Annotated in this window: 4 protein-coding genes; 3 read left to right on the top strand and 1 reads right to left on the bottom strand. The window is 72.0% G+C overall.

The genetic code is table 11. The annotated features are described in order from the left end of the window. Nucleotides 1-135: 135 nt before the first annotated feature. A complete protein-coding gene (locus tag Mterra_RS20410; RefSeq protein ID WP_119316766.1) occupies nt 136-744 on the bottom strand; it encodes a hypothetical protein in 609 nt (202 codons plus the stop codon). Between the two features lie 212 nt (nt 745-956). On the opposite strand from Mterra_RS20410, the gene Mterra_RS20405 reads away from it, so the two are divergent. From Mterra_RS20405 to Mterra_RS20395, 3 genes are all read left to right on the top strand, one after another. Then, a complete protein-coding gene (locus Mterra_RS20405) occupies nt 957-1571 on the top strand; it encodes a diguanylate cyclase (protein WP_119316765.1) in 615 nt (204 codons plus the stop codon). Beyond that, nucleotides 1568-2098: a nucleoside deaminase gene (locus Mterra_RS20400; protein ID WP_119316764.1), complete on the top strand. Its 531-nt coding sequence runs from the start codon at nt 1568-1570 to the stop codon at nt 2096-2098. Before Mterra_RS20405 ends, Mterra_RS20400 begins: the two co-directional genes overlap by 4 nt. Beyond that, nucleotides 2095-2674, top strand: a 580-nt coding sequence (locus tag Mterra_RS20395; protein ID WP_119316763.1) for an NUDIX domain-containing protein, incomplete at its 3' end; no start/stop codon positions are given. The genes Mterra_RS20400 and Mterra_RS20395, both read left to right, overlap by 4 nt.

Below are 2674 nucleotides of genomic sequence, written 5' to 3'. Positions count from 1 at the left end.
GGATATACCCACCCCGCTGGCGGGGAGGGTTGGGGAGGGGTCCACCACGAGCCACCAGCTCCCGCTGACGGCTGAAAGCTGACCGCTGACGGCCCCCCTACCCTCGCCCGCCGCGCGTTTCGCCGGGGCAGGCCCTCAGGCCTGTGGCTCCGGGTTGAGCTGGGCGTAGGCCACCACCCCGATCAGGCCGCTGAGGCCTACCAGCAGCACGAGCACGAACAGGTCGAGCACGGGGACGGAGGCCCCGGTGGGGACGTAGTTGATGAGCTGGATCAGCAGCACCAGCAGCACGTGGCGCGGCACCCCGGCCCGTAGGATCAGGTGCCAGCCCTCCCGCACGGCCTCGGTCCAGGGCATGTGGCGCTCGGCGAGGTACTGGAAGGGGTAAAACCACAAGAGCGCCAGCACCGCGTTGGCGGCGAAGCCCAGCAGCACGGCCACCGCCGGGGAGAAGCGCTCGAGCGGCAGCGGCACCACCAGCCCCACCAGCAGCAGCGCCAGGTACACCCACCCCGCGAGGAAGGCCTGGCGGCGGAACTGCTGCCACAGCAGCTCGGGGGCCCACTCGCCGCGGCGCAAGTAGCGCAGCATCACCGCGTTGAAGCCCACCTGCATGGGCCCGATCAGGATCCCGAAGCTGACGAAGCTGAAGAGCAGGGCCACGAAGGTGACCCACAGCACCCCCAGCGGGTGGTGGGCGAAGATCCGCAAGGTCACGGAGAACACGCGGGCGAGGCTGAGCATCAGGCCCATTGTATAGAGCAGTTTGCGGAATGATTAAGCCAAAGCGGGGGCTGCATCGGCTGCGCGATGGCCGGTTTCACCGCCGGGAGGAGGAGCGCCGGAGTACCGGCGAACCGCGACAGGCCCTTTGAAGGGGCTCCACCCGTATGGCTTGACACGTATATATATGGCTCATAACATATATACGTGAGCGCTACTAGGGAGGACGCCATATGACCGGAGCTACTACGCTCGACCGCGAGGGCTTTTATCAAACCCTGGCGAGCTGGAAGGAGGACGGCCCCATCTCGGTGGCGGTGGCCGACATCGACGAGTTCCTGGCGGTCAACCAGAACTACGGGCGCGACGTGGGCGACGCGGTGATCGCGCTGGTGATGAAGGCGCTGGCCGGGAGCCTCCCCCCCGGCAGCCTGCTCACCCGCATCGGCGGGGACGAGTTCGCCTGCGCCCTGCCGGGGGCCAGCCCCGAGGAGGCGCTGATCCAGCTCGAGGAGATCCGGCAGTACCTCGCCGGCCGCAAGCACAACGTGGGGGAGGTCTCGCTGGCGGTGCGGCTGTCCATCGGCATCGCCAGCTTCCCCCGCCACGTCTCCGACCCCCAGCAACTGCTGCAGGCCGCCGACGAGGCGCTGCTGCGGGCCAAGCGCGAGGGGCGCAGCCGGGTGGCGATCTACGTGGAGGACAAGATGGTGCTGAAGTCGAACTACTACCCCAAGAACCAGCTCGCCCGCCTCGCCACGCTGTCCGAGCGCTTAGGCCGCACCGAGGCCGCCCTGCTGCGCGAGGCCCTCGCCGACCTGCTCGACAAGTACCGGGAGTTCCTGTGATCGAGCGGCGCTGGATGGAGCGGGCCGTGGAGCTCGCCCGGCGGAGCCTCGAGGAAGGCACCTACCCCGTCGGGGCGGTGCTCACCGACGCGGAAGGCCGCCTGGTCGCGGAGGGGCGCAACCGGGTGCTGCCCACCGGCGACCCCACCGCCCACGCCGAGGTCGAGGCGCTGCGCGGCGCGGCGGCGTGGTTCAGGGCCCAAGGCGGCGACCGGCGCAGGCGGCGGGGCGAGGCCCTGACCCTCTACACCACGCTCGAGCCCTGCCTGATGTGCGGCGGGGCTATCCTCTTCGCGCAGGTGGGGGCGGTGGCCTGGGGCTCCGACGACCCCTACGGCGGGAGCCACCGCATCCTGCAGGCCCAGTCGCACTACGACGGGCACCGGGGCCGCTGGAGCCGCTCGCGCACCTTTGCCGAGCCCTTCCCCGACCTCGCCCGCGAGGTCCGCGCCCTGATGCGGCAGTGGGAGGAGCGGCGGGGGCGCCTCGAGGAGTTCGCCTGGCCCGAGCCCGAGGAGGCCCGATGACCGGCCCCGTGCCCAACCTCTCCCCCAGCCCGGGGCGCGTAGGCCGGGTCTGCGTGTGCGTGTGGCACGAGGAGCGGGTGCTGCTGGTCGAACACGAGGGCCTCTTCACCTTCCCGGGCGGCGGCGTGGACCCCGGCGAGGGCTTCGAGCAGGCCGCCGTGCGCGAGGCCTGGGAGGAGGCCGGGGCCCGGGTGCGGCTGAAGGGCCTGCTGTGGGAGAACGCCGGCCGCGAGGGCCCGGAGCGCTGCTACCTGGCCGAGCTGGAGGCGCTCGAGCCCAGCCCCGAGGGGCGCGCGGCGGTGTGGGTCAACCCGCACGCCCTGCCCTGGAGCGAGGACCGCCAGATCGGGCCGGTGCTGCGGGCCCTGGGCCTCCACCGCGAGCGGCTGTCGCTCGCGGTGCCCGAACGGGTGCGGCAGGCCCTCGAGCTCGCCCGCCAGCACGGCTTCGACCGCTCCTGCTCCCTCGAGGTCGGCCGGCTGTTGCGGCAGTTGGCGGCCCGGCCGGAGCTGCGCATCGCCGAGCTGGGCACGGGGGTCGGGGTGGGCGCGGCCTGGATGGCGAGCGGGATGGGGG

The organism is Calidithermus terrae (assembly GCF_003574345.1).
Taxonomy (GTDB): Bacteria; Deinococcota; Deinococci; order Deinococcales; family Thermaceae; genus Calidithermus; species Calidithermus chliarophilus.
This window is presented reverse-complemented; position numbering and strand designations above follow the sequence as displayed.

What these genes read in the sequence shown, in the direction of transcription:
- Mterra_RS20410 (WP_119316766.1), bottom strand. Translation starts at nt 744, where the DNA reads ATGCTCAGCCTCGCCCGCGTGTTCTCCGTGACCTTGCGGATCTTCGCC.
- Mterra_RS20405 (WP_119316765.1), top strand. Translation starts at nt 957, where the DNA reads ATGACCGGAGCTACTACGCTCGACCGCGAGGGCTTTTATCAAACCCTG.